The sequence below is a fragment of the Arsenicibacter rosenii genome (genome assembly GCF_001870735.1).
GTDB classification, from domain to species: domain Bacteria; phylum Bacteroidota; class Bacteroidia; order Cytophagales; family Spirosomataceae; genus Arsenicibacter; species Arsenicibacter rosenii.
This window is the reverse complement of sequence record NZ_MORL01000062.1, coordinates 1-4,815: the sequence shown is the minus strand read 5'-3', so window position 1 is coordinate 4,815 and position 4,815 is coordinate 1. Positions and strand designations below refer to the sequence as shown.

The following is a 4,815-nucleotide window of genomic DNA, read 5'->3' as shown; positions in this document are numbered from 1 at the left end:
ACAGCACGGTTACCGAATGTATGCAGCGGATCGTCGGTCAGCACTCCCTCACCAATGTAGGCTTTCATGACACCCCTGGGGTCGTCGGTGCTGATCCGGCCAAAGGTCAGCGGATTGGCCGGTGTACGGCCGGCAAGCGCCCCGTAGGTATTTTCTACCCCCACCGTAGTACCAAGAATGGGCGCCGTACTGATCTCAATATCAGGCAGGAACGATTTCGCCCAGTTTCCGCAGTGGAACAACACGCATTTATTTTCGTCATCGGCGTAGTTATTATTCCAGTCCACCAGTGCACTCGGCGAACCCGAAGCCAGTTGCATCGCATACATGCTCAGCGTACCGGTAACGTCTACCTCACAGGCGCTTGGCAGCATGTTCTCGCTCATGATACTCATGTTGGTGCAGACGTTACAGCCATAATTCTGCTGGATCGACGTCCAGCACTGAATGGCAGTGGCATCCAATGCGTGCTCTTCCATAAAATCGGCCAGTACGACATCGAGTTTGGCGATCTGTCCCAGCCGGTCATTCGGTGTTTTACCCGCCGGGGCATAGGCATTGATGGCTTCCAGCCGCTCCTTAACCGACTGATCGGCATAGGTAAGCTTGTTGGCTTTTCCCAGAATTTCGGACAAGTCAACGGTTACAACCGAAATGCCGTTGCGTTGCAGAATTTTCTCGCTGTACCGTACGGTATTGAATGCGCCGGGACGGGCACCGACAGCCCCGATGCGTACATTACGCAGTCCCTTAACGACGCGGCAAACAGCCATAAAGTCAGACAGGTCTGCGGCAAAGCCCGGGTCAGATGGATGTACGACGTGTTTGGTCGTCAGGGTATAGTTGATTCCGAACTGATAGAGGTTGTTGCACACCGAAATTTTACCACACCACGCATCCCGGCGACGGGCTACATCCATCCGGTTAAGGTCATCCGGATAGGCCTGAATCAGGACCGGTACATCAAGGCGGGCCAGCTTCAGGGTTTCGGCCACGCCTTTTTCATCGCCGAAATTGGGCAAAACGACCAGTACCCCCATGATGTCATCGGCATGTTTGCGGAACAGTTCGGCACATTTACGGGCTTCCGCAAAAGTTTCGACCCCGCCCAGCTTGGTAGCCGACTCATCCAGCATGACCGGGTTAACGCCTGCCTTTTCAAAGGCCTGCATCAGATCGGCACGGCACTCTGCCACTAATTTGTCCGGAAAGAAATCACGGTTTCCAATAATAACCCCAAGCGTTACGGGACCTTTTGCTTTAATACGCATAGCTTTAAACGATTGTCCGGTCGGGTAAAGGACCTGAGCAAAGATAAACAAACAAAAATAAAAAAAACAAATAGAAAGAATATAGGCGGTCTTATCCGGGATTATCTGGCATAAATCCATGCCGAATCTGTACTATACGGCGATTTAAGCTTTATACGAATCGACAGCTTTCGTTTATTATCTTTTTAACGGTTTCCATTTTTTTTCATTCGTTACGCGTCAACCTGCCGTAAATTTTCAGCTAACCCAAAAGCAAGGGGATACAGCACAGGCAGCTTTTCATAAAAGGCTAATATCCTACAATTGACCGCCAGGATAGCAGAAAACCTCAAGGTATATTGCTACTAATTTTGGATTTTATACCATCAGACTGGTTGTCATTCTCTTTCGGATTATACGATTTAGCCGGTTAGTCTGCCGGTTAAACACTTAGTTGCCCTGGCCGAGTCTTTCACAAGAGGATTTAGCCGGTCATAAACAGATCAAATGGAACGCATTACGGCTACCTATTTAATAGAAACCCCATACAGTCCGGAAGCGGCAGCAGCCGTTCTGGCAGGGGAACAGTCTTCCGGCACGTTCGTGGCCGTTCCCGGCGAAACCGATGAATTAAAGCAGCGGTTTGCCGCCCGTGTGGAGCAGGTCACACCACTGGGCGTGTCCACAGAACCGGCTATTCCCGGCGCGGTCAGTGCGTCGGGGACCTATCAGCAGGCCCTGGTACAGGTTTCCTGGTCAATCGAAAACTTCGGGTACAATCTACCGGTACTCCTTTCGACCCTACAGGGAAACCTGTATGAATTACGGCAGTTTACGGGGCTAAAACTACTTGATATTGATTTTCCGGACTCCTTTGCGGCTCACTATCAAGGCCCTGCCTTTGGCATTGAGGGGTGTCGCCGGTTAACCAATGTATTCGGGCGACCCCTGACCGGCACCATCATCAAACCGAGCGTCGGCCTGACTCCGGAGCACACCGCCGGACTGGTAAAGACCCTGGCGGAGGCCGGTATCGATTTTGTAAAGGATGACGAACTGATGGGTAGTACGGCTAACTCCCCGTTTGCGGAACGCGTAGATGCCATCATGGATGTGATCAACCGCCACGCCGACAAGACCGGCAAAAAGGTGATGTATGCCTTTAATATCAGCGCCGAGCTGGATGACATGCAGCGCAACTACGAAAAGGTTGTGCAAAGCGGCGGTACCTGTGCCATGATCAGCCTGAACAGCGTTGGCATGGCCGCTATGAAAAAAATCGGTGACAACCGGGCACTCGCCATTCACGGACACCGGAACGGCTGGGGCATGCTCACCCGCCACCCGCTGCTGGGTATTGCGTTCCCGGCTTATCAGAAGCTCTGGCGGCTGGCCGGTGTGGATCAGATTCACGTTAACGGCATTCAGAATAAGTTCTGGGAATCAGACGATAGTGTCGTACAGTCCATCGAAGCCTGCCTCACCCCCATGTTTGGCGGCTATTCGGTGCTGCCGGTCGTATCGTCCGGGCAATGGGGTGGTCAGGCACCCGAAACCTATCGCCGCACCCAAACCGTTGACCTGCTGTATATGGCTGGCGGCGGTATTCTGGCCCACCCGTGGGGACCGGCGGCGGGTGTAACGGCCCTGCAACAGGCCTGGAAAGCAGCGGTGGATGGTTTAACGGTGGAGGAAGCGGCAGTGGCTTATCCGGAGTTTGGACAGTCGGTAGAGAAATTTGGTAAAAAATAACCACCACGCCTCATGTACCTTGCCTATTTCGGGGATGATTTTACGGGTTCTACGGATGCACTTGAGTTTCTGAGCCGTGCGGGTCTGCGAACGATGTTGTTTATCGATACGCCCACTGCTGAGCAGCTCACAGCCTACCCGGACCTGGACGCCATTGGCGTCGCCGGGCTCACGCGGTCGATGGCTCCTGAACCGATGGAAGCGATCCTGAGTAAGGCCTTCCCGCTGCTGAAAGCGCTGGATGTCAGGCACGTGCATTACAAAGTATGTTCTACGTTTGACTCCTCACCAACGACCGGCAGCATTGGCCGCGCCATCGAAACAGGATTGGCCGTGTTTAAGCAAGCCTTTGTGCCGGTGCTGGTGGCGGCTCCGGCCCTCGGCCGCTACAGTATTTTCGGCAATTTATTCGCCCGCATGGGCATTGGCAGTCAGGGGGCGATCTACCGGCTTGACCGGCACCCTTCCATGAGCAAACACCCCGTAACCCCGGCCGATGAAAGTGATCTCCGGCTCCATCTGGCAAGGCAAACACCGTTGAAAAGTGGTTTGCTCGACATGCTGCAAATTGCAAAGGGCCAGGCCGTGATGCGGCAGGAGGCAGACAGACAAGTAGCTGATGGCACGCGTGTTCTGTTCATTGACGCCCTCGATACGGAGCAGTTGTGCACCATCGGCGCATGGCTCGATACAGGCATTGATGCGCCGAAGCCTGTTTTTTCCGTGGGTTCCTCCGGTATTGAAATGGCACTCGGCGCGTACTGGAATCAAACGGGGGACATTTCCTCCGAAACAGACTGGCCGGTAATCGGACCAGCGGAACCGCTGCTGGTCATATCCGGCAGTTGCTCCCCCATTGCCACGCGGCAGATTCAGGTCGCGATTGACAACGGCTTTGCCGAAATTCTTGTCCCGGTAGCAGATCTGGCCCACGAAGAAGCAACCAGCCGGCTTATGCGTGAGGTAATGGCCACCGCCCTGCCGTTGCTGCTCCGGCAGCAATCGGTGGTCATTCATTCGGCGGGGGAGCAGGCCGGTAAAGCAAACGCGGTCCCGGCTGAGAGGCTGGGTACTACCCTCGGCAGGATTGCCCGTCAACTGGTGGGCGCCTCCGCAACCAAACGGGTCGTTGTGGCAGGGGGAGATACCTCCAGTTATGCGGCCCGTGCCATGGGTATCGAGGCGGTGCGGATGCTTGCCCCGCTGGTGCCGGGCGCTCCGCTTTGTACAGCGATTGCCCCTGATTCGCCGTTGCACGGCCTGGAAGTCAACTTTAAGGGGGGCCAGGTCGGAAGCGACGATTATTTTTGTCTGCTCCGTCAAGGGAGTGCACAAAACTCAGTTTAAATCAATCATTAACCCTGTCTCATACTGAACATGTCTGCAAAAACACTGGGCCTGATTCATACATCTGCGACCCTCGTTCCGGTCTTTCAACAGCTCTGCAACCACTATTTACCAGACGTACAAACGTTTAATATCGTTGACGACAGCCTGATTAAACACGTCATTAAAACCGGATCGCTAACGCCCGAAACAGCACGGCGGGTGGTTGATTATGTCGGGTCGGCCGAAGCAGCCGGGGCCGATTTTATCCTCGTTACCTGTTCATCCATCGGAGCCGCCGTGGAAGCGGCCGCGGCCCTGACCCGTGTGCCGGTACTGCGCGTTGACCAGCCCATGGCCGATCTGGCCGTTCAGACCGGTAGCCGGATCGGGGTCATTGCCACCCTGGCGACTACGCTCGGCCCTACCAGCGATCTGGTCCGCCGCCGCGCGTTAGCCGCGAACAAGGACATAGCCTTAACGGCGG

The 4,815-nt window shown here is 54.8% G+C and carries 4 protein-coding genes; 3 read left to right on the top strand and 1 reads right to left on the bottom strand.

The features are described 5' to 3' along the window. Nucleotides 1-1,271: L-fucose/L-arabinose isomerase family protein (locus BLX24_RS29445; RefSeq protein ID WP_071506799.1), on the bottom strand; the 1,271-nt coding region annotated here is incomplete at its 3' end. 486 nt (nucleotides 1,272-1,757) lie between these two features. Here BLX24_RS29445 and BLX24_RS29440 point away from each other — a divergent pair. From BLX24_RS29440 to BLX24_RS29430, 3 genes are all read left to right on the top strand, one after another. Next, nucleotides 1,758-3,002: a ribulose-bisphosphate carboxylase large subunit family protein gene (locus tag BLX24_RS29440; protein ID WP_071506798.1), complete on the top strand. Its 1,245-nt coding sequence runs from the start codon at nucleotides 1,758-1,760 to the stop codon at nucleotides 3,000-3,002. Between the two features lie 12 nt (nucleotides 3,003-3,014). Further along, complete coding sequence (locus tag BLX24_RS29435) at nucleotides 3,015-4,349, top strand: four-carbon acid sugar kinase family protein (protein WP_071506797.1); 1,335 nt, start codon at nucleotides 3,015-3,017, stop codon at nucleotides 4,347-4,349. Nucleotides 4,350-4,379: 30 nt separating this feature from the next. Beyond that, the coding region (locus BLX24_RS29430; RefSeq protein WP_071506796.1) for an aspartate/glutamate racemase family protein at nucleotides 4,380-4,815 on the top strand (436 nt) is incomplete at its 3' end.

Excerpts from the sequence above, each read along its gene's own strand:
- BLX24_RS29440 (WP_071506798.1), top strand. The coding sequence starts at position 1,758 with ATGGAACGCATTACGGCTACCTATTTAATAGAAACCCCATACAGTCCG.
- BLX24_RS29435 (WP_071506797.1), top strand. The coding sequence starts at position 3,015 with ATGTACCTTGCCTATTTCGGGGATGATTTTACGGGTTCTACGGATGCA.